The sequence below is a fragment of the Nostocoides veronense genome (assembly GCF_039531185.1).
GTDB lineage: Bacteria > Actinomycetota > Actinomycetes > Actinomycetales > Dermatophilaceae > Nostocoides_A > Nostocoides_A veronense.
The window spans coordinates 72,983-92,757 of record NZ_BAAAPO010000032.1; the positions used below are offsets into that span (position 1 = coordinate 72,983).

The window sequence follows — 19,775 nt, forward strand, 5'->3', positions numbered from 1 at the left end:
TCAGTCGAGTAGTGGGGGCGCGACGGAAAGGTACCTGTGGCCAGTTGGCGTGGTCACCTCGGTCACATGCGTATGCGGGCCGGCTCCGTGCTCTTGCTGCGGCTCAAGCATCCGGGTGGTGAAGCCGGGGAGTTCTTTTGTGTAGTTGCAGCGGGCGCAGAGTCCTTGCCCGTTGTGCATGGACGTGGGTCCGCCGTCGGCGGCTGGCTGGATGTGGTCGGCGTGGCGGATGGTGGCGTCGCAGTATGGCGTGCGGCACCTGTCGTCGCGCAAGATCAGCGCGGCGCGGAGCCGGGGCGGGAACAGCCGCGCGGTGGCGTCGAGCGCAAGGAGGTCGCGGCCGTCGGGGCTGGTGTAGACCCGGGTGAGGTAGAGCTGCGCCGGTTCGGCGATTGGGGTGCCAGGCGTGTTCGCTGCCCTTGGCGGCGAATCGTGTTGGGGTGGCGCGGTTTCCGCGGCGCCTGGTGGTTCGCAGCCGTGGAGCAGCAGGCGTCGGGCGAGTGCGGCCGGGAGTATGCCGTGGCCCGGGATTCGGGCGGGTGTCTCGGCGCTCCGCGGCCCGCCCTGGGTGCCATGTGTTGGCGTTCGGTGGAGTTTCTCACGGTCTGCCGGGTGGGTCAGGGCTCGCGTGCCGCTCGTGCTCTGGTCGGCGCTGGTCTCGTCGGGATGGCTTGCGGTGAAGGCGTTAGCGGTCGCCCCCGAGTTACTGCGCGCTGGCTCAGTGCCGGTCGCGTCCGTGGCGAAGAGGCTTTCGGCGGGCATGACGAGGTTGAGGGCGACGGGGCAGGCCTGGCCGGGTGTGAGACCGGCGAGCCAGCGCAGCGCGGCGTCGGCCATGACCTGGGCGTGGGTCCGCTCAGCGAGCGGGTCGGCTGGGGTGTCATCGTTGTCGGTTTCGTGGTGGCCGGCGACGACGGCGGTGGCGTGTCGGTGCAGGGAGGCGTAGGCGCTGACGATTCCGGTCAATGGCCCGAAGATCGACAGGTAGGCCATCCCGTCGGGTGCGGGGCGGGTCCACACACCCCGTTCGGAGAGGGCTCTTTCGTGTTTCGCGACGACGGCGGCGGGGTCGAGTTCCGCGGCGTACCGGGCGGCAGCACCAGCGAGTTGTTTCACACTCGAGGTCGCCAGCCGTGGAGCGAGCAGTTCATCGACCCTGCCGCGTTGTTCAGGGTTGAGGACGTTGGTTTCGCGGACGATCGCGGCGGCGGACCGTTCGTCGATGACTCCGGCGGTCAATGCGGCCTGCGTGTGCGGCATCCCGGGTAGCGCGCGGGCGAGTCCGAGGTGCCGGTCCGCGGTGGCGGGTGAGCAGCGGCGGGCGAGCGCGATCTGCGGTGCGATGGAGGATCGCGCTTTGGGGAGCGAGGTCCTGTTCGCGAGCGCCTCCCGCACCGTCGCGCGTCCGAACTGCGCGGTCGCGCGGGCCTGGGTCGCGGCGATCGCGCCTTTGATGTGTTCGAGCCCGGCGATGAGGTCGATTAACTCCGCGAGGCTGGGTTGGTCGGCGGGTGTCTCGATGGCATCGGCTGCATGATTCGGCACGAGCCCAGCGAGCCAACCGATCAGGTCCCGGACCTCCGCGACGGGTGAGGCATGGCCGGCCGGCTGGTCGCACCAGCGGGGTTCAGTCGCGGCGAGCGCCCACGAGTCCCGCTCGTCGGCCTCGTCCACGTCATCCCAGCCGAGCTCGTCCTGCCACGCCTCGAAATCGGCGACCAACTCTTCGACATCCAGTGGCGGCCACCACGCGTCATCGAGCGGAGTCAACCCCTCACGCCCACCCGCGGGGCGCAACCCGCCAACGGGCCCGTGGGGCCCGTCTGTGGGGTGTTGCGCCATCGCCGTCATCCTCAAATGGTACACCAGTTCGATAATGAGTGCAATAGCTGGATCAATGAAATTTATTGCTGGACAAGCGAATTGACTGATGCCGGCCCCCGCCCCTGCCCCATCTGCCGAGGTCGTCAGTTTCGGTCGAGGTCGTCACATGAGACTGACGAGTGCGGCTCAGTGGCCGCCGTCGGCGGCGGGCTCGACGAGCTCGACCAGGATCCCGCCCGCATCCTTGGGGTGGATGAAGTTGACCCGGCTGTTGCTCGTGCCGCGCTTGGGGACGTCATACAGCAGGCGCAGCCCGCGCTCGCGCAGGGTCGCCCCCACCGCATCGATGTCCGCGACCCGATAGGCCATCTGCTGAATCCCGGGCCCGCTCCGGTCGAGGAACTTGGCGATCGTGCTCTCAGGGGAGAGCGGGGCGAGCAGCTGGATGCACGAGCCGGAATCGCCGACCGCCATCATCGCCTCGCGAACGCCCTGCTCCTCATTGGTCTCCTCGTGCAGCATCCGCATGCCGTACTTCTCCGAATAGAACGCGATCGCCGCGTCGAGGTCGGGCACGGCGACGCCGACGTGGTCGATCATCGTGAACAGGTCCGTGGGCAGGCTCGTCGCACTCATGATCTGAGCGTATGCCGCAGGCCCGCCCCCGCGCCCCGCGCGTGGCCCGACTCACGTAGTCAAGTGCACTGACAACCCGGTCCGCGGGATGTAAAGCTCCCTTTACGTAAAGCAAGCTTGACTCTCACTTAAGGGCAGGGGACATCGACATGACACTCACGACCTCCACCATCATGACCGCGCTGCGCAAGTGGCTTCCGGCGATCGCGTGCAGCCTCCCGCTCGCGCTCGCCATGGGGGCCCTCTTCGCATGGCGCAACCCCGAGCACCCGACCAGCGTGGCCGTTGCCGCTATGGCCGTGTGCTCCTGGCCGATCATCGCCACGGCGCTGCAGGTGTTGTGGTTCGATCGCAACGCCACGAATGCCGCGCTCGAATCCGGCCGCGGCGATGTCGAGACCGCCTGGTTCCAAGAGGCAGCGGCCACAGCTTTCTGGGCCACGATGGGCGGCCTGCTCTTTCTGGACGGCATCGGTTCCGCCCTCCACCTTGACTGGCTAGCGCCAATCGGGCTAGCGCACGCGCTGGTCTTGGGGGTCGGCTCCTTCGCGCTGAGCTACCTGTGGCTGCGCCGTCGGGACCGGTGACGGGGTGGAGAACCGACTCGCCGAATTGCGCTCGGCGCACGGGCTGTCCCAGGCGGCCCTGGCCGAGGCGCTCGGCACTTCCCGCCAGACGATCATTTCCATCGAGCGCGGTCGATTCGATCCGTCCCTACCCCTTGCCTTCAAGATCGCCTACTACTTCGACACCACCATCGAGCAGATCTTCACCCCAGACACCTAACCCCGCGGTCGCGCGGGTGGTGAGGGTCACCGTCTCGGGGAGGTGGGCCTGTCGGATGCGCTCGCTAGAGTCGACGGCATACGCCATCGCAAGAACGAAGAGGTTTGGCCATGTCGAACGACCCCACCGTCATCGTCGCCGGAGCCCGGACGCCCATGGGGCGGATGAGCGGCTCGCTGAAAGGCTTCAGCGGCTCCGACCTCGGCGGCTTCGCCATCAAGGGCGCCCTGGAGAAGTCTGGGGTCAAGCCGGAAGACGTGGACTACGTCATCATGGGGCAGGTGCTGTATGCCGGGGAGGGCCAGATCCCGGCCCGCCAGGCCGCCGTCAAGGCCGGCATCCCCATGTCCGTGCCCGCCCTCTCCCTCAACAAGGTCTGCCTCTCGGGCATTGACGCCATCGCCCTTGCCGACCAGCTGATCCGCGCCGGTGAGTTCGAGATCGTCGTCGCCGGTGGTCAGGAGTCCATGACCAACGCCCCGCACCTGCTGGAGAAGAGCCGCGACGGCTTTAAGTACGGCAATGTCACCCTGCGCGACCACATGGACTTCGACGCGCTCTCCGATGTCTTCACCATGCAGGGCATGGGTGGCCTGACCGAGTCCGCCAACACGGGGGAGCGGGCCGTCACCCGCGAAGATCAGGACGCCTTCGCCGCGCGCAGCCACCAGAACGCCGCCAAGGCGTGGAAGGACGGCTTCTTCGACGACGAGGTCGTGGCCGTGCAGATTCCGCAGCGCAAGGGCGAACCGATCGAATTCAAGACCGACGAGGGCATCCGCGCCGATACGACGACGGAGTCGCTCTCCGGCTTGCGCCCGGCCTTCGCCAAGGACGGCACGATCACGGCTGGCTCGGCGTCGCAGATTTCCGATGGCGCGTGCGCCGTCGTCGTGATGAAGAAGTCGAAGGCGGACGAGCTGGGCCTGACCTACCTGGCGGAGATCGGCGCCCATGGCGTCGTCGCCGGCCCTGACTCGACCCTGCAGAGCCAGCCGGCCGAGGCCATCAAGGCCGCCTGCGCCAAGGAGGGCATCACTCCGGCCGATCTCGACCTCGTCGAGATCAACGAGGCCTTTGCCGCCGTCGGCCTGGTCTCGGCCCGCGAACTCGGCCTGGAGGAGGACAAGGTCAACCCGAATGGCGGAGCCATCGCGATGGGCCACCCGCTGGGTATGTCGGGTGCTCGCATCACCTTGACCCTCGCCCAGGAGTTGAAGCGGCGCGGCGGCGGTGTCGGTGCCGCGGCCCTGTGCGGTGGCGGTGGCCAGGGTGACGCGCTGATCATCCGGGTCCCTGCGGCGGGCTGACCGGCGTCACCCGACACCATCCACACACGGATCCGGCGCTCGTGCCCCGATCCCTCGACATCGACGCCCTGGCCGCCGGGGTGGCGCAGCGCGCCCCCCGGCCGCTAGCGCGCGCCATCTCGCTCACCGAGTCCGGCCACCCCGATGCGCGTGCCGTGCTCGCGGCCCTGCCGGCTGGGCGCGAGGCGCATATCGTCGGACTGACCGGCCCGCCCGGGGTGGGCAAGTCCACGACGACGAGCGCGCTCGTCACGACGCTGCGCGCGGCGGGCCGTACGGTCGCGGTCCTCGCGGTCGATCCGTCCTCACCCTTCACCGGCGGCGCCCTTCTCGGTGACCGGGTGCGCATGGGTGAGCACGCCACCGACTCCGGCGTCTTCATCCGCTCAATGGCGGCTAGGGGCCATCTCGGCGGGCTGGCCGCAGCCGTCCCACAGGCCGTCCGCCTCCTCGAAGCGGCTGGCTTTGACCTCGTCCTCATCGAAACTGTAGGCGTCGGCCAGTCCGAGGTCGAGATCGCCCGGCGTGCCGACACCTGCGTTGTCCTGCTGGCCCCGGGACTCGGAGACGGCATCCAAGCGGCCAAGGCCGGCATTCTCGAGATCGCCGACATCTTCGGGGTCAACAAGGCCGACCGCGAGGGCTCGGAGCACACCGTCTCCGACCTGCGGACGGGCATCCGGCTTACGGCTCGCCCGACCGGCGCCTGGCGCCCCACGGTGATCTCCCTCTCAGCACAGACGGGCCAGGGAATCGCAGAGTTGCTTGCCGCGATCGAGGAGCACCGCGCCCACGCCCAGCGCACCGGCACCTGGCAGCGGCGCCGCGCCGAGCGGGCGGCAGCCGAGGTGGAGGCGCTCGTTCTTGCCGCGATCACCGGCAAGGTTCACCATCAGGTCGCCGCCCGCCTGGCGACGGGCGACGGAGCGGCGAGCGATCCGCATACTCTCGCGGAGCAGATCCTCACCCACTGGTGAGCGGCGCTCACCACCGCCTTGCGTGCGGGGTGTCAGCGGCCGAGTCGATCCAGATGGCGTCGACAGTCGCGACGATTCACGACTCTGGAACGGCCGTGACGATTTTGTTATCTGCCGTGCCATAGGTCATCGTGGACGGCGTGTCCCTGCTCAAAAGACTCCTCGGAGTGCTCCTCGCGCTCGCCGGTCTGGTCCCGCTGATCGCGGGCAGTTGGCTCGCGATCCGCCTCGGGCCGTCCGGTACGGCGCGCTTCACACTGCCCGATCCGGGCAGCGTTCCTGTGCTCGTCTCGCCATCGGTTCTCAACCGGACCGACCTCGATGTCCGCATCGCCGTCGAGGCTCCGGATGCCGTCATCGGCGTGGGCACCCCGTCCGATGTCGCCTCCGTCCTGCGCTCCGCCGAGCACCGCGCGGTGACGGGCGTGCAGCTTCCCGGCTGGGATCTCGCGACCCGCACCGAGGGCAGCGGGCCGGCCTCGCGCCTCGGCGATATCGAGCTCTGGCGCGACCGTCAGCAGATCGCGGGGTCCGGCGAGCTGACGATCACCCAGGCGACCGCTCCCGAGTCGGTGCTCATCGTGCCGGGCGCCTCCCCGCTCAAATCGGTGACGATGAGTTGGGCGCATGACACCTGGTTCTACCAAGCCCTCGTGCTCGCCGCCGCCGGTGGCCTGCTGACCACGGTCGGCTGGTTGCTCGCGCGCCCGGCTCGCCGGCCCCGGCCCGCCGCCTCTCAATCCATCACCGTCTCTGGATCCACCACCGAGGAGGAGCGATGAGTAGGCCCGCCCCTCGTCATACCCCTGCCTGGCTGAGCCGGCGTGCCGTCACGAACGGCTTGGTCGCGGTGCTCGGCCTCAGCCTGACTGGCTGCGGCCTGCCCGATCGCGTCGTCGGCCTGCACGACGCACCGGTCGAGAAGACCTCCGGCGCCGCCTATTCGGAGGCCGCGGCGCTGAGCATCGTCACCCGGGTCCTCACCGCGGCCGATGCGGCCTTCGCGAGCTCGGACGCGGCCCGCAAGACGCGACGCACTGTCTTGACCGGACCCGCGCTGCGCAGTGCCGAGGTGGAGAACCGCTTCGAAGATCGCTCGGCATCCCTGCGCACCCGCGGCAAGCCCACGGTCCTCGGGATCTCCGCGGGCCGGGACTGGCCGCGCCACATCTTGGCGACGACCCTGGTCGACGGCGTCCAGGAATTGCATGTCCTGCGGGCCAACAGCCCGACCTCCCCATACAAGCTGTGGATCACCGCGCCGATGTTGCCGGGCGCGAGCCTGCCCACGCTGCCGCCGCTCGCCGAGGGCATCACCGTCGTCGCGGGCGACAAGGGCCTCGCGGCGTCCCCAACCGAGGTCTTGACGGCATACGGGCAGCTGCTGAATGTCCCGACGAAGACCAAAACGTCCAAGATCGTCACGACCAAGGATGCGTATGCCGCCGCCGTCGCCCAGGCGACCGCGGCCCAGCAGAAGGCGCTCGGCACGCTGGGGACCTTCACGCGCACGAACAAACCGGCCACCGAAACCTTGTCTTTCCGGCTGGCCGACGGCGGGGCACTCGTCTTCGGCCAGCTCGCCCGCACCGACCAGCTGGCGCCGACGTCCAAGGCCAAGCGGCTCGATCTGCCCTCCAACTTGGCCAAGCTTGCGAAGACCAAGTCCGTCACCGAGAGTCTGCGTTTGAACTGGCTGATGAGCGCGATCGCGGTCGTGCCGACTTCCGGCGCGGCCACCGTGATCGGGGTCGGGGAGCAGTTGCGCGGCATCGAAGCCGACTGAGCACTGGATCGTCGCAACTCAAGGGAATGGGATGATGACCCCATGACTCAGCCCGCTGTGCCCGGCAGCGCCACCCGTGGCGCCGTCGACCTAACCGGCCTGTCCACCGCCCCCGCCGCCTCGGCGAGCGGCGCCGCCCCGGGCGGCTCGGATCAGGTCCACGTCAAGGTCACCGACGAGAACTTCACCGAGATCCTCAACCGCACCGTCCGGGTCCCGGCCGTCATGGTTGTCGTCTCAAGTCGCCTGCCGGAATCGGTGGTTTACCTCGGCGAAGTCGTCGAGGTGGCCAAGACAATGCAGGGACGCCTGCAAGTGGTCTCGGTCGATGTCGACACCAACCCCGGCATTCTGCGGGCCCTGCAGGTGCAATCGGTTCCCGTCACCGTCGGCCTGATCCAGGCCCAGGTGGTCCCGATGTTCGCTGGCGTCGCGCCCAAGGACCAGGTTCGCGAGATCCTGACGCAATTCCTCGACCTGGCCGTCCAGCAGGGCGTGACCGGGCGCATCGAGGTGGCCAGCGCGGCTCCGAGCGATGAGCTGCCTCCGCTGCATCAGGAGGCCTACGACGCAATCGAGCGCGGCGATCTGGCGGCGGCAGCGGCGGCATACGACCAGGCCCTCGTGCAGGATCCGAAGGATGCGGACGCCCTGGCCGGCCGCGCGACGGTCGCGCTGATGCAGCGCACCGAAGGCGCCGACCTGGCCGCGGCGCGCGCTGCCGCGGCAGAGCGCCCGGATGATGTCGCGGCTCAAACCTTGGTCGCCGACCTCGATCTGCTCGGCGGGCATGTCGAGGATGCCTTTGGCCGGCTCATCGATCTCGTGCGGCGCACCTCGGGGGATGAGCGCACGGCGGCCCGGCAGCATCTGACCGAACTTTTCGACCTCGTCGGCAATCAGGACGAGCGAGTCAAGCGGGGCCGCACGGCCCTGATGAGCGCGCTTTTCTGAGCTCAGCGAGCTCCCGCCACCCGGCGTGATGGCTAATCCCGCGGTTCCGGTGAGGACTCGCGGTCGCAAGGTGGCCGTGGACCCCCGAAGTGAGGTTGGATACGGGGCATGGGTGCGCGCGTCGAACTTGCGGTCCCGGGGTCGGATTCGACCTTGGGTGTGATCCGCCATGGCCACTATGGCCGTCCGGTCATCGTCTTCCCGTCGGAGGCGGGACGGGCGGAGGACTTCGCCAACAACGGCATGCTCGAGGCCGTGCAGGACATCGTTGACGCTGGCCGGGTGACCTTCTTCTGCGTCGACTCCCTCGACCGCTTCTCCTGGTCGGCCTATGACCAGCCGACCGAAGAGCGAGCGCGCCGCCACCGGATCTACCACTCCTGGCTGGAACAGGCCGTGCTGCCGCATATCGCCTTCGAGATGGGCGGCTGGCAAAGCGACATCATCACCTTCGGCGTGTCCCTTGGTGCCTTTCACGCGGCGCATTTCACGCTGCAGCGCGCCGATGTGGCGCCCCTCTCGATCTCGCTATCTGGCAGTTATGACCCGACGAGCTGGCGGCCCTGGGGCGAGATCGGTGATGCGACCTATTTCGCCAACCCCCCGGCATACGTCTCGGGCGCGCAGGGCGACCACTTGCGGTGGCTGCAGTCGCGCGCGAATCTGCTCCTTGTCGTCGGGCAGGGGCCTTTCGAGTGGGAGCCAACCAAGTCCTATCCCTCCACCCTGGCCTTCGCAGAGGTGCTGCGCGAGAAGGGGATTCCCCACGAGCTCGATGTTTGGGGCCACGACAGCGCGCACGACTGGCCCTGGTGGCGCAAGCAGCTCGCGCACCATCTGCCTCGCTTCGTCTGATCCGCATACCCCCACCAAGGAGAAGATCCGTCCATGACGTCTCAGCGTGATCACCTCATCGGCCTGCTGCTCGGCGCGGAGGAGGACTGGCCCACCGCCTTCGAGTCCCTGGTGCGCCGGCTCGGCATTATCCGCACGACCGACGGCACGTCCCACCGGATCACGTCCGAGCGGGTGACGATCGAGCCCTTCAATCTGCGCGACAAGGCGCGCCAGGATCTGTGCATCGACCGGCTCGCGTATTGGTACTACCACCCGCGCGAATGGCTGAAGAAGGCCGCGCTGATGGACGATGTTTATCTGCTCAACAGCCCCTTCACCTTCCAGTCCATGGAAAAGCACTCCGCCTACTGCGCGATGCTTCGGCTGGGCCTGAATGTGCCGAATACCGTTCTCGTGCCGTACAAAAACCCGGTGGACAATGCGCGCTGGGCCTACACCTCGGCGAAGTACAACCAATCCTTCGACCTCGACGCGCTCGCCGACGAGATGGGCTACCCCCTCTACATGAAGCCCTTCGATGGTGGCGGCTGGCGCGGAGTCTCGCGCGTCGACGACCGCGAGGGCCTGCACACCTCATATGACGAGTCCGGCGAGATGCTCATGCACCTGCAGGAGTCGATCGACTATGACGTCTTCGCTCGTGCCCTGACGATCGGGCCCGAGACGATGGTCATGAAGTTCCGCCCCGAAATGCCGATGCACGACCGGTATGAAGTGGCGCACGACTTCCTGTCCGAAAAGGCCGGCACCGAGGCGATCACGATCAGCCAGACCGTCAACGCCTTCTTCCGGTGGGAGTTCAACTCCTGCGAGATGCTCGTCAAGGACGACATCGTCTACCCGATCGACTACGCCAACGCCTGCCCGGATGTTGCGGTGACCTCGCTGCACTACTACTTCCCGTGGGCGATGAAGTCGCTGCTGAAGTGGTCGGCCTTCTGCGTTGCCACCGACCGGGTCGCCAAGACCCAGGTCGACACCGCCCCGTGGTTCGCTGTGGCCGACAACGACGATCTCGACTATGCCGCGAAAATCGTTGCCTACCAACGCCTTGCGGACGACCACTTCGACACCGCCCGCTACCGCGAGTTCTGCGACAGCGCCCTCGGCCATGTCGATGAGTTCGTCTATGAGTATGTGACGTCCCCCGAGTTCCGCTCGATGCTCACCTCGACGATCCAGCAGACCTACCCGACCCACGAGTGGGAGCGCTTTGAGGCGCACTTCGGCGGCCTGATGACGATGTGGGCCACCGACAACGCCCACCTCGCGAGCTGAGGATTCGCCCCCTGAGTGGCGTGGTTTAGCTCAGGGCGCGATCCAGGTCGGCGAGCAGGTCGCCCGGATCTTCCAGACCGACCGAGAGCCGGAGTATGGCGTCGCTCGGCTTCGCGTCGGCCGTCACGGGGCGGTGGGTCAGGCCGGCCGGGTGCTGGATCAGGGTGTCGACCCCGCCGAGGGAGACGGCGTGCGTGATGAGTTGCACGCGCTTGGCGACGGCAGCAGCGGCTTCGTAGCCACCGCGAAGTTCCATGGCCAGCACCGACCCGGGCCCGGACATTTGCCGACCGATCAGCCCCTTGGGATCCTGGCCAGGCAGGGAGGGGTGAAGCACACGGCGCACCGCCGGATGCTCGGCTAGGGCGGCGGAGATGCGCGTTGCACTGCGCTGCTGATGTTCCACGCGCAGCGGGAGGGTGGGCAGGCCGCGGTGCAGTAGATAGGCACCCATCGGATGCAGGATCCCACCAGTGATCGCGCGGATCGGACGCACCATGGTCGCGATCTCGGCATCGCCTACGAGCACCCCACCCATGGCATCGCCATGTCCCCCGAGGAATTTCGTCGCGGAGTGCAGCACAATGCGCGCGCCATGTTCGAGCGGGCGCTGCAAGACGGGCGTCGCGAAAGTGTTGTCGACCAGCACCGGCACCTCACCGGCGGCGTCGGCAACGGCGCGGATGTCGACGAGATCCAGGGTCGGATTGCCGGGGGATTCCAAGATCACCAGTCCGGTCCGATCGGTGATGGCCGCCCCGACCTGGTCGGCATCGGCATAGGTGACCTCGGTGCCCAGGAGCCCGGTGGCCAGCAGGTGATCGGTGCCGCCATAGAGCGGACGCACAGCAACGACATGCGGGGTGCCCTTGGCGGCCAGCGCGGTCAGCAACGCGGAGACCGCGGCCATGCCGGTGGCGAACGCGACCGCCTCTTGCCCGCCTTCGAGGGCCGCGACGCCCTCCTCGAACCGGGCGACCGTCGGATTCCACAGCCGCGCATAGACATTCGAGTCACCCGTGCGAGGACGACCCCCGCCGCAAAGCTGGTCGTATGCCGCCCCGCCGGCCTCGACATCGGCCAGCGGATAGGTCGTGGAGAGATCGATCGGCAGGGCGTGCACGCCGAGCTCGGTCAGGTCGGCGCGGCCGGCGTGGACCGCGGTCGTCGCGAAGTGGGTGGCAGACGTCGTTGTCATGCGGCCAGGTTCGCAGATCCTCCGACAGAACGGCTTCTCGGTCGAATAACTCATCATGACGAGCCTGCTCACCCGCGGGTGCTCTGAACAATCTCGCTAACATCGGCGGCATGTCGAAGGATCTGCGACCGGAATCCGTGCTCGATGCCGTGGATGCGACGCTGCTCGCGGCCCTCGTGGAGGATGCCCGGCTGGCCAACAACCGGCTCGCCGCGCGGGCCGGGGTGGCGGCATCAACCGCCCTGCTGCGGGTGCGTCAGCTCATCGATCGCGGCGTGATCCGCGGATTCCATGCCGATATTGCGCCCGAGGCGATCGGGCGGCCCGTGCAAGCGGTCGTCGCGATCCGCCTGCGGGCACATGACCGACGGCATATCGACGCCTTCACCACGACCGTCCCCCGCCTGCCTGAGGTGCTGCAGAGCTTCCACGTCGCTGGGGACGATGACTACCTCCTGCACGTCGCCGTGCCCTCGGCGGCATACCTGCGGGACTGGATCCTCGATCAGGTGACCACCCACCCCGCCGTCGCGCACAGCCGCACCAGTCTCATCTTCGGCCACGAAACCGGCCACAGCGGCCCGCTGCCGGACTGATCGCCCGGCGGCTCCCTGCGAGCAACCCCTGTTAGCAGAGCTAAACCGAATCCGCGCACCTAGCAAGGTATGCGGATTCGACTAACCTCTGCTAGCAGAAGTTGCTAGACCTTCGCGATCACGCCGGGGGACTGCTCGCTCACGCGCCGAGCGCCGCGCTGACAACCTCGCGCGCCTGCTCCTGGACCTCGGCGAGATGCTCGGGGCCCTTGAAGGACTCCGCGTAGATCTTGTAGACATCCTCGGTGCCGCTCGGGCGCGCCGCGAACCAGGCGTTCTCGGTGACGACCTTGAGCCCACCGATCTTCGCGCCATTGCCCGGGGCCTCGGTGAGCTTGGCTGTGATCGCTTCTCCGGCAAGGCTTTCCGCGCTGACGTCGGCGGGGGAGAGAGCGCCCAACTTGGCCTTCTGCTCCCGGTTGGCGGGCGCGTCGATGCGGGCGTATGCCGGACTGCCGTGCTTGGCGGTCAGCTCGGCATACAGCTGGCTCGGGCTCTTGCCGGTCTTGGCCTGGATCTCCGAGGCGAGCAAGGCGAGCAGGATGCCGTCCTTGTCGGTCGTCCACACCGTGCCGTCCATCCGCAGGAAGGAGGCGCCGGCGGACTCCTCGCCACCGAACGGGCCGGAGCCGTCGAGCAGGCCGGGCACGAACCACTTGAAGCCGACGGGCACCTCCACGAGGCGACGTCCCAGGTCGCCGGCGACCCGGTCGATCATGGAGCTCGACACGAGCGTCTTGCCGACGAAACCGTCCGCGCGCCAACCCGGTCGGGCACCGCCGAAGAGGTACTGGATAGCGACCGAGAGGTAATGGTTGGGGTTCATCAGGCCGCCATCAGGCGTGACGATGCCATGCCGGTCGGAGTCGGCGTCATTGCCGGTCGCGATCTGGAACTGATCGCGCTTGTCGATGAGCGAGGCCATGGCCGAGGGGGAGGAGCAGTCCATCCGGATCTTGCCGTCCCAGTCCAGCGTCATGAACCGCCAGGTCGGATCGACCAGCGGGTTGACGACCGTCAGATCGAGCCCGTGCCGCTCAGCGATCGCGCCCCAGTAATCAACGGCAGCGCCACCAAGCGGGTCGGCACCGATCCGGATGCCCGCCTCGCGGATCGCCGGGATGTCGATGACATTCGGCAGATCGTCGACATAGGTTCCGAGGAAGTCGTATGCCTGCGCGGTCGCCCGGGCGCGCGCGAATGGGATCCGCTTGACCCCGGACAGGCCGGCGCGGATGTAGTCATTGGCTTTCGCCGCGATCCACTTCGTGGCATCGGTGTCGGCGGGACCACCATGGGGCGGGTTGTACTTGAAGCCACCATCGGTCGGCGGATTGTGTGAGGGCGTCACCACGATGCCATCGGCCAGCCCGATGCCCGCCGGCATATCGTCGACGCCGCCGATCTTGCCGCGGTTCGCGGTGAGGATCGCGTGCGAAACCGCGGGCGTGGGAGTGTAACGATCGCTCGAATCCACAAGCACCGTGACGTCATTCGCGACGAGCACTTCCAGCGCGGACGCCCATGCGGGCTCGGACAGGCCATGCGTGTCGCGGCCGATGAAGAGCGGACCGTCGAAGCCCTGCTCGCGCCGGTAGTCCACGATCGCTTGGGTCGTCGCGAGGATGTGGTCTTCATTGAAGGCCGTCTTCAGCGAGGTCCCCCGATGCCCGGAGGTCCCGAAGGCGACTTGCTGGTCGATATTGTCCGGGTCCGGCTTGCCGGTGTAATAGGCCGTGACGAGGTGGGCGATATCGACCAGGTCCGAGGGCAGTGCCACGGTGCCGGCGCGCTCGTGCATGTCAATCCTCCTTGGACGAATCCACCCGGCGGGGCGCGAGGTAGATCGCGGACAGCTTGGGAACCGAAAGGACAGCGGAATAAGGCTGGTTGTCCCATGGGCTGTCCTCCGCCGTGAGGACGACGCCGGCTTGAGATGGCGAGCCATACTCATCGAAGCCGGAGGTGTCGAGGATGACCTCCCACTCCCCGGCATACGGCAGCCCGAAGCGCATGCCATCGCGGGCATTGCCGCCAAAGTTGATGATCGCTGCGACGGCACTGCCGTCGCCCCGGTCCTGACGGCCAAATCGCACATAAGACAACGTATTTCCGGCGTTGTCGTGCGGGTTGAGCCACTCGAAACCGGACGGATTCGAGTCCTGGGCCCACAGCGCGTCGTGCGCCTTGTAGATCGCGTTGAGCTCCTTGACCAGGTTGTGCACGCGATAGTGCGCGGCGTGATCGAGCAGCCACCAGTCGAGGGAACGACCGTCCGCCCATTCGGACGGCTGCGCGAACTCACAGCCCATGAAGAGCAATTGCTTGCCGGGGTGGGACCAGATGTAGGCGAGGTAGGCCCGCAAGGTCGCCAACTGGTCATAGCGGTGCCCGGGGATCTTGCCGAGCAACGAGCCCTTGCCGTGCACGACCTCGTCGTGGCTGATTGGCAGGACGTAGTTCTCGCTATAGGCATACATCAGCGAGAAGGTCAGCAAGTTGTGGTGGTACTGCCGGTGCACCGGATCGCGCTGCAGGTAGCGCAGCGAGTCGTTCATCCAGCCCATATTCCACTTCAGGCCAAATCCCAGACCGCCATTGGCGGTGGCCTTCGTGACGCCGGGCCAGGAGGTCGACTCCTCGGCGATCGTCACGATCCCCGGGGCGTTCTTGTATGCCGTGGCGTTCGTCTCCTGGAGCAGCCCGATCGCCTCGAGATTCTCGCGCCCGCCATATTGGTTGGGCAGCCATTCGCCGCTGCGCCGCGAATAGTCGAGATAGAGCATCGAGGCGACGGCGTCGACGCGGATGCCGTCGGCGTGGAATTCCTGCATCCAGTAGAGCGCATTGGCGACGAGGAAGTTGCGGACTTCCTTGCGGCCGAAGTCGAAAATGTGTGTGCCCCAGTCGGGTTGGTCGCCACGGCGGGGGTCCGCGTGCTCGTAGAGCGCCAAGCCGTCGAAGCGCGCCAGCGCCCATTCATCGCGCGGGAAGTGCGCCGGCACCCAGTCGAGGATGACCCCGATCCCGGCCTGGTGGAGCTTGTCGACGAGGTACTTGAACTCATCCGGCGAGCCGAAACGGGAGGTTGGTGCGTAGTAGCCGGTGACCTGATAGCCCCAGCTCGGGCCGTAGGGGTGCTCCATGACCGGCAGGAACTCGACATGGGTGAAGCCGAGGTCCGCGACATAGTTGACGAGATGCTCGGCGAGTTCGACATAGCTCAGCCCGGCGCGCCAGGAGCCGAGGTGGACTTCGTAGACCGACATCGGACCCGAGTGCGGATTGGTGCCGGCCTTGGCCGTCTGCCAGTCGCCATCGGACCATTCGTAACGCGAATCGTCGACGACCGAACCGGTGCGCGGCGGCACTTCGGTGCGGCGCGCGAGCGGGTCGGCCTTGTCGCGCTCGACATCATCGGCACCGCGGATCCGGAATTTGTAGGTCGAACCCGCGCCGACGCCAGGGACGAAGAGCTCCCAGATGCCCGAATTGCCGAGCAGACGCATCGGGTGACTGCGGTTGTCCCAGCCGTTGAAATCACCTGTGACGACAACGGATTTCGCCCGCGGCGCCCAGACCGCGAAGGAAGTTCCGGTGACCGAACCCATCGGGCCGTCATACGACCGCACGTGCGAGCCGAGGACTTCCCAGAGGCGCTCGTGGCGGCCCTCATTGATGAGGAAGCGGTCGATCTCGCCAACGGTCGGGGCGAAGCGGTAGGGGTCGTCGTGCTCGTGCTCCACGCCATCGCCCCAGGTCGTGAGCACGCGATAGTCGAGCGCATCGCTCGCGCCGGCTCGCACGCCACTCCAAATGCCATCGGACTCGTGCGCGAGGTCGAGGATCTCGTCGTCCTCGAAGCGGACGCGGACGCGGTCGGCGAGCGGGCGCATCACCCGGATCCGCAGCCCGTCATCCTCGACATGCTGGCCGAGTAGGTCGTGCGGCTGCTGGTGTCGGCCGTTGGCGAGGGACCACCGGGCGCCGGGCAGGGCGCTAGGGGGAGTGGGCATGGTCAGTCCTCCTTGGGCGCTGCCGGGGCCGGCAGCAATCGGTGAATGGCGGCGAGGGGAATGTTCATCCAGGTCGGGCGATTTCGGGCTTCGTAGACCACTTCATAGAGCGCTTTGTCCACGATATAAGCCGCCAGCAGCGGTCCCGCATCGCGCGGGTCATGGCCGGCCACGCGGGCATAGCCATCGAGGAAAGCGTCCTGGGCGGCGCTCACCCAGTCGCGGGCGGACACGCCGCGTGTCTGTTGCTCGATCGACCCACCGGCATAGTCAAAGGACCGCAGCATCCCCGCGACATCGCGCAGCGGCTGATCGGTGCGATTGCGCTCCGCCAGCGGCCGCAGCGGCTCGCCCTCGAAGTCGAGCAGCACCCAGCCGCGCTCGGGGACTTCGAGGACCTGGCCGAGGTGGTAGTCGCCGTGCACCCGTTGGAAAGCCGGCCAGTCCGCCTTCGCTGCCGCGGCCAGCGTGGCCTCAATGGTGTGCGTGTGCTCCGCGAGCGCGGGGACCTCCGCGAGCGCCGCCCGGAAGCGCGATCGCATCTCCTCGATCGTCTGGTCGACCCGGGCGGAATCCGCGGGCTCGGTCGGCAAATGCTGCGCGAGTATGCCGTGCACCTCCGCGGTGGCCGCGCCGAGATCCGCTGCGCGAGAGGTGAAGTCGTCGTTCTGTCCAGCCGCGAGAAGAGCCTCTCGCCAGGCGTCCTGGGCCCCGGGGAGGAACTCCTGCGCGAAGGCCAAGTGTCCGTGCGCGAGCTCTTCGCCGTCACCACTCGGCCAGCTCCCGGCGACGGCTCCGAGGCTGGCGGGAACCCGCTCGCAGCCGGCGGCGGCGAGGGCACCCTGGAGGATGACGTCCGGATTGTCACCATCCGCGATCGCACGGAAGACCTTCGTGATCACCGGTCGTTCGGCGCCGGAGTCGTCGACGGCGATCGCGATGATCGAGGTATTGGACTGCTCCCCGGTGAGCACCCGCGACGACGCCAGACGCAGCCCAGCATGCGCGCCCGTTCCGTGAATGCTCTCTTCCGGCGCGTCGGTCACGGTCGACGAGACCGCCTGCGCGGAACCGGTCGCGAGGGCGAAGAGCCGCTCGGCATAGGCCGGGTCGTGGGGGCCGTCATACACATAGCGGGTGCCGAGCACCGAGTGCTCGAGCGTCCCGACCAGTGCGTGGGTAGCGCCTTCCAGCGGCGCGGCCCGATAGGTCAGCGGCACCTGGTAAATGACGGGCGGCGTGGTGGCGTCATCGGCGACGATGAGCGTCTCGATGCCCACCTCGCCATCGGGATCATCCAGCCGCCAGGAGAAGAGGCGGCGCGGCTGCGGGGCGCGGCCCTTCGCGGCATACCAGCGCTGCTCGCCGATCCAGCCGGCGATCAGTTCCTGCTTGGAGGGGACCAGGTTTGCGCCCGTGTGAATAGTCGCCATGCCTGCCTCAGGAGCGACGGACGTGGATGATATGCGCGGGCTCGCTGTCCGGGCCGAGCCGCACGAAATTGCGCTCCCACCAACGCCATTCGGCTCCGGTGATCAGGTCATGAGCAATGAATGAGTCGCCCCAGTCCATGCCAAGAGCAGCCATGTCGAGGTGCACCACCGAGCTGCGGGTGGAATGCGGATCGAGGTTTGCGACGACGATGATCGTGTCTTCCTCTCCGCCCGGCAGCACCCGGCGCTTGGAGAAACACAAGAGGTTCTCGTCCTGGACGCTGTGGAAGGTGATATTCCGCAGCCAGTGCAGCGCCGGGTGTTCGCGCCGAATGGTGTTGAGCATCGTCAGATAGGGCGCGAGGCTCTGGCCCGCCTTGGGGCCACCGGCGTCGTAGTCGGCCCAGCGACGATCCTTGTATTGGTACTTCTCGTTGTCGATCTGCTCCTCGGCGTCGGGGCGCGCGACATGCTCCATCAGTTCATAACCGGCGTAGATGCCATAGGTCGGCACGAGTGTCGCGGCGAGCGCAGCACGCACCTTCCAGGCAGCCTTGCCGCCGAACTGCATATAGGGCGTGAGGATGTCGTGGGTGGTGGGCCAGAAGCTCGGCCGCATATAGGCCGCGGCCTCGCCGGCCAGCTCCTCGACATACTCTCGCAGTTCCCAGGCCTGGTTGCGCCAGGCGTAATAGGTGTAGCTCTGTTGGAAGCCGACCTTCCCGAGCGTGTGCATCATGGCGGGCTTGGTGAAGGCCTCAGCCAGCCAGATGACCTCGGGGTGGTCCGTGGCGACATCGGCGATCAGCCACTGCCAGAACTCGACTGGCTTGGTGTGGGGGTTGTCGACGCGGAAGATCTTGACGCCATGGTCGATCCAGACCTGGATGACGCGGCGCACCTCGGCATAGGCCCCGGCCGGGTCATTGTCGAAGTTCAGAGGGTAGATGTCCTGGTACTTCTTCGGCGGGTTCTCGGCATAGGCGATCGTCCCGTCGGCGCGGGTGGTGAAGAACTCCGGATTGGTCTGCACCCACGGGTGGTCGGGGGAGGCCTGGAGCGCGATATCCATCGCGACTTCCATCCCCAGACGCTCCGCCTCGGCGACGAAGGCGTCGAAGTCATCGAAGGTGCCGAGGTCTGGGTGCAGCGCGTCGTGTCCGCCATCGGGCGAGCCGATGGCATACGGGCTCCCGGGGTCTTTCGGGCCGGCGTCGAGGGTGTTGTTCGGTCCCTTGCGTGCTGTTGTGCCGATCGGGTGGATGGGGGTCAGGTAGACGACATCGAAGCCCATCGCCGCGATCGCCGGCAGTCGCTTGGCTGCCGTGGCGAAGGTGCCGGACACCCAGTCGCCGCTAGCGGCGTCGAGATAGCAGCCCTCCGAGCGCGGGAAGATTTCATACCACGCGCCGAAGAGCGCCAGCTTGCGCTCGACGAGGAGCGGGAAATCCGGTGTGGGACTGACATATTCGCGCAGAGGAGTGGTCGCCATCTCGGCGGCCACTTCCGGACTGGTGCCGGCGTGGAGGCGCACGGTGGCGTCCTTGCCCGAGTCGCGCAAGGTAGTGATGGCGTCATCGAGCAGCAGTCGCCCGGCCCCGCTGCGACCGTCCATCGCCGCCGCGCGCTCGAACAGCAGCGCGCCTTCCGCGAGCATCAACTCGGTGTCAACGCCAGCCGCGACCTTGATCGTTGCGTCGTGATCCCACGTCCCATAGGGGTCGGACCAGCCCTCGACGCGATAGGTCCAGGCGCCCTCAGTGGTCGGTGTCACCTCGGCCACCCACAGATTGAGGCCGGGGTTGATGCAGTCCATCGGAACGGACTGGGTCGACCCATCCGGGCGCGTCAGCACCACGGTCGCATTCACCGCATCGTGGCCCTCGCGGAAGACGGTCGCGGAAACCGTGAAGGTTTCACCGACGACGGCTTTCGCTGGTCGCAGCCCGCCGTCGACAAGGGGGTGCACACCCTGGACAGGGATGCGGCCGATCGGGTGTTGCGGGGCGGAAGTGCGCAGGCTCGGTGCTGCGGACGCGGCGGAGGTGGACGACGCAGAGGTATCTGTGGTCACACCGACCAACCTACCCGTTCTGCGTCTCCGCGGAGGGGTGCGATCGTGT

At 67.5% G+C, this 19,775-nt stretch carries 17 protein-coding genes; 10 read left to right on the forward strand and 7 right to left on the reverse strand.

Annotated elements, in window-relative coordinates; translation table 11 throughout:
* Positions 1-1,851, reverse strand: a complete 1,851-nt coding sequence (locus ABD225_RS09945; RefSeq protein ID WP_344084330.1) for an HNH endonuclease — start codon at positions 1,849-1,851, stop codon at positions 1-3.
* A 159-nt stretch (positions 1,852-2,010) separates the two neighbouring features.
* A complete protein-coding gene (gene mce, locus ABD225_RS09950; protein WP_344084333.1) occupies positions 2,011-2,460 on the reverse strand; it encodes a methylmalonyl-CoA epimerase in 450 nt (149 codons plus the stop codon).
* A 149-nt stretch (positions 2,461-2,609) separates the two neighbouring features.
* Between mce and ABD225_RS09955 the strand changes: the two genes are divergently transcribed.
* The 9 genes from ABD225_RS09955 (at position 2,610) to ABD225_RS09995 (ending at position 10,409) form a co-directional block, all read left to right on the forward strand.
* Entirely contained in the window at positions 2,610-3,047 is a 438-nt protein-coding gene (locus ABD225_RS09955; protein ID WP_344084336.1) for a hypothetical protein, read from the forward strand.
* A 4-nt stretch (positions 3,048-3,051) separates the two neighbouring features.
* Positions 3,052-3,246, forward strand: a complete 195-nt coding sequence (locus ABD225_RS09960) for a helix-turn-helix transcriptional regulator (RefSeq protein ID WP_344084339.1) — start codon at positions 3,052-3,054, stop codon at positions 3,244-3,246.
* Positions 3,247-3,356: 110 nt separating this feature from the next.
* Entirely contained in the window at positions 3,357-4,556 is a 1,200-nt protein-coding gene (locus ABD225_RS09965) for an acetyl-CoA C-acetyltransferase (protein WP_344084342.1), read from the forward strand.
* 41 nt (positions 4,557-4,597) lie between these two features.
* Positions 4,598-5,533, forward strand: coding sequence for a methylmalonyl Co-A mutase-associated GTPase MeaB (meaB, locus tag ABD225_RS09970; RefSeq protein ID WP_344084344.1), 936 nt, complete (start codon positions 4,598-4,600; stop codon positions 5,531-5,533).
* Between the two features lie 131 nt (positions 5,534-5,664).
* Complete coding sequence (locus ABD225_RS09975) at positions 5,665-6,315, forward strand: hypothetical protein (protein WP_344084348.1); 651 nt, start codon at positions 5,665-5,667, stop codon at positions 6,313-6,315.
* Complete coding sequence (locus ABD225_RS09980) at positions 6,312-7,319, forward strand: DUF8094 domain-containing protein (protein WP_344084351.1); 1,008 nt, start codon at positions 6,312-6,314, stop codon at positions 7,317-7,319. The genes ABD225_RS09975 and ABD225_RS09980 overlap by 4 nt, the downstream gene beginning before the upstream one ends.
* A gap of 42 nt (positions 7,320-7,361) precedes the next feature.
* Positions 7,362-8,273 (forward strand): tetratricopeptide repeat protein, encoded by a 912-nt coding sequence (locus ABD225_RS09985; RefSeq protein ID WP_344084354.1) that lies wholly within the window; start codon positions 7,362-7,364, stop codon positions 8,271-8,273.
* 108 nt (positions 8,274-8,381) lie between these two features.
* A complete protein-coding gene (locus ABD225_RS09990) occupies positions 8,382-9,128 on the forward strand; it encodes an esterase family protein (RefSeq protein ID WP_344084357.1) in 747 nt (248 codons plus the stop codon).
* A 33-nt stretch (positions 9,129-9,161) separates the two neighbouring features.
* Positions 9,162-10,409, forward strand: coding sequence for an ATP-grasp domain-containing protein (locus tag ABD225_RS09995; protein ID WP_344084360.1), 1,248 nt, complete (start codon positions 9,162-9,164; stop codon positions 10,407-10,409).
* Positions 10,410-10,434: 25 nt separating this feature from the next.
* On the opposite strand, the gene ABD225_RS10000 is transcribed toward ABD225_RS09995, so the two are convergent.
* Positions 10,435-11,607 carry a trans-sulfuration enzyme family protein gene (locus tag ABD225_RS10000; protein WP_344084363.1) on the reverse strand — a complete coding sequence of 391 codons (1,173 nt, stop codon included), beginning with the start codon at positions 11,605-11,607 and terminating at the stop codon, positions 10,435-10,437.
* A 110-nt stretch (positions 11,608-11,717) separates the two neighbouring features.
* Here ABD225_RS10000 and ABD225_RS10005 point away from each other — a divergent pair, with 110 nt between their 5' ends.
* Entirely contained in the window at positions 11,718-12,203 is a 486-nt protein-coding gene (locus ABD225_RS10005) for an Lrp/AsnC family transcriptional regulator (protein ID WP_344084366.1), read from the forward strand.
* Positions 12,204-12,342: 139 nt separating this feature from the next.
* On the opposite strand, the gene pgm is transcribed toward ABD225_RS10005, so the two are convergent.
* Genes pgm through ABD225_RS10025 form a run of 4 tightly spaced genes read right to left on the reverse strand, consistent with a single transcriptional unit; the run spans position 12,343 to position 19,726 of the window.
* Positions 12,343-14,004 (reverse strand): phosphoglucomutase (alpha-D-glucose-1,6-bisphosphate-dependent), encoded by a 1,662-nt coding sequence (gene pgm / locus ABD225_RS10010; RefSeq protein ID WP_344084369.1) that lies wholly within the window; start codon positions 14,002-14,004, stop codon positions 12,343-12,345.
* 1 nt (position 14,005) lies between these two features.
* The gene (gene glgB, locus ABD225_RS10015; protein WP_344084372.1) at positions 14,006-16,219 is read right to left on the reverse strand and encodes a 1,4-alpha-glucan branching protein GlgB; all 2,214 of its coding nucleotides are present in this window, start codon (positions 16,217-16,219) and stop codon (positions 14,006-14,008) included.
* Between the two features lie 2 nt (positions 16,220-16,221).
* Positions 16,222-17,652 (reverse strand): maltokinase N-terminal cap-like domain-containing protein, encoded by a 1,431-nt coding sequence (locus ABD225_RS10020; protein ID WP_344084375.1) that lies wholly within the window; start codon positions 17,650-17,652, stop codon positions 16,222-16,224.
* 7 nt (positions 17,653-17,659) lie between these two features.
* Positions 17,660-19,726, reverse strand: a complete 2,067-nt coding sequence (locus tag ABD225_RS10025; protein WP_344084377.1) for an alpha-1,4-glucan--maltose-1-phosphate maltosyltransferase — start codon at positions 19,724-19,726, stop codon at positions 17,660-17,662.
* Positions 19,727-19,775 lie beyond the last annotated feature (49 nt).

What these genes read in the sequence shown, in the direction of transcription:
- ABD225_RS09945 (WP_344084330.1), bottom strand. Translation starts at nt 1,851, where the DNA reads ATGACGGCGATGGCGCAACACCCCACAGACGGGCCCCACGGGCCCGTT.
- mce (WP_344084333.1), bottom strand. Translation starts at nt 2,460, where the DNA reads ATGAGTGCGACGAGCCTGCCCACGGACCTGTTCACGATGATCGACCAC.
- ABD225_RS09955 (WP_344084336.1), top strand. Translation starts at nt 2,610, where the DNA reads ATGACACTCACGACCTCCACCATCATGACCGCGCTGCGCAAGTGGCTT.
- ABD225_RS09965 (WP_344084342.1), top strand. Translation starts at nt 3,357, where the DNA reads ATGTCGAACGACCCCACCGTCATCGTCGCCGGAGCCCGGACGCCCATG.
- ABD225_RS09980 (WP_344084351.1), top strand. Translation starts at nt 6,312, where the DNA reads ATGAGTAGGCCCGCCCCTCGTCATACCCCTGCCTGGCTGAGCCGGCGT.
- ABD225_RS09985 (WP_344084354.1), top strand. Translation starts at nt 7,362, where the DNA reads ATGACTCAGCCCGCTGTGCCCGGCAGCGCCACCCGTGGCGCCGTCGAC.
- ABD225_RS09990 (WP_344084357.1), top strand. Translation starts at nt 8,382, where the DNA reads ATGGGTGCGCGCGTCGAACTTGCGGTCCCGGGGTCGGATTCGACCTTG.
- ABD225_RS09995 (WP_344084360.1), top strand. Translation starts at nt 9,162, where the DNA reads ATGACGTCTCAGCGTGATCACCTCATCGGCCTGCTGCTCGGCGCGGAG.
- ABD225_RS10000 (WP_344084363.1), bottom strand. Translation starts at nt 11,607, where the DNA reads ATGACAACGACGTCTGCCACCCACTTCGCGACGACCGCGGTCCACGCC.
- ABD225_RS10005 (WP_344084366.1), top strand. Translation starts at nt 11,718, where the DNA reads ATGTCGAAGGATCTGCGACCGGAATCCGTGCTCGATGCCGTGGATGCG.
- pgm (WP_344084369.1), bottom strand. Translation starts at nt 14,004, where the DNA reads ATGCACGAGCGCGCCGGCACCGTGGCACTGCCCTCGGACCTGGTCGAT.
- glgB (WP_344084372.1), bottom strand. Translation starts at nt 16,219, where the DNA reads ATGCCCACTCCCCCTAGCGCCCTGCCCGGCGCCCGGTGGTCCCTCGCC.
- ABD225_RS10020 (WP_344084375.1), bottom strand. Translation starts at nt 17,652, where the DNA reads ATGGCGACTATTCACACGGGCGCAAACCTGGTCCCCTCCAAGCAGGAA.